The 1,093-nt window shown below is 68.5% G+C and carries 1 protein-coding gene; it reads left to right on the forward strand.

The genetic code is table 11. The features are described from left to right. Nucleotides 1-1,062: S-(hydroxymethyl)glutathione dehydrogenase/class III alcohol dehydrogenase (locus DIS04_RS20265; RefSeq protein ID WP_111415590.1), on the forward strand; the 1,062-nt coding region annotated here is incomplete at its 5' end. Nucleotides 1,063-1,093 lie beyond the last annotated feature (31 nt).

The raw sequence follows: 1,093 nt of genomic DNA on the forward strand, positions 1-1,093 counted from the left end.
CTCACCGAAATCGATGTCCAGGATCCCAAGGCCGGGGAAGTGCTGGTGCGCATCGCCGCGACCAGCGTCTGCCACACCGACGCCTTCACCCTCTCCGGCGCCGACCCCGAGGGGCTCTTCCCCTCGGTGCTCGGTCACGAGGGGGCCGGCATCGTCGAGGCGGTGGGCGAAGGGGTCACCAGCGTCAAGCCCGGCGATCACGTCATCCCGCTCTATACCGCCGAGTGCGGCCAGTGCAAGTTCTGCCGCTCGGGCAAGACCAACCTGTGCCAGGCGGTGCGCGCCACCCAGGGCCGGGGGCTGATGCCCGACGGCACCTCGCGCTTCTCGCTCGACGGCAAGATGCTGCACCACTACATGGGCTGCTCGACCTTCAGCGAGTACACCGTGCTGCCCGAGGTCTCGCTGGCGGTGGTCTCGAAGGAGGCGCCGCTGGACAAGATCTGCCTGCTCGGCTGCGGCGTGACCACCGGCATCGGCGCGGTGCTCAACACCGCCAAGGTGGAGCCGGGCTCGACCGTGGCCGTGTTCGGCCTCGGCGCCATCGGCCTGGCGGTGATCCAGGGCGCGGTGATGGCCAAGGCCAGCCGCATCATCGCCATCGACGTCAACCCGGACAAGTTCGCGCTGGCCAAGCAGTTCGGCGCCACCGAGTTCGTCAACCCCAAGGAGCACGCCGACCCGATCCAGCAGGTGATCGTCGACCTGACCGACGGCGGGGTCGACTACTCCTTCGAGTGCATCGGCAACGTCAACGTGATGCGCTCGGCGCTGGAGTGCTGCCACAAGGGCTGGGGCGAGTCGGTGATCATCGGCGTGGCCGGGGCCGGCGAGGAGATCTCGACGCGGCCGTTCCAGCTGGTCACCGGCCGGGTGTGGCGCGGCTCGGCGTTCGGCGGGGTGAAGGGACGCAGCGAGCTGCCGGGCTACGTGCAGCGCTACATGGACGGCGAGATCAAGATCGACGAGTTCATCACCCACGACATGCCGTTCGAGCAGATCAACGAGGCGTTCGAGCTGCTGCACGCGGGCAAGAGCATCCGCACCGTGCTGCACTATTGACAGGCGCCCGGTGCCGCGCCCATGACAGGCG

Origin of the sequence: Billgrantia lactosivorans, assembly GCF_003254665.1 — a bacterium.
GTDB lineage: Bacteria > Pseudomonadota > Gammaproteobacteria > Pseudomonadales > Halomonadaceae > Halomonas > Halomonas lactosivorans.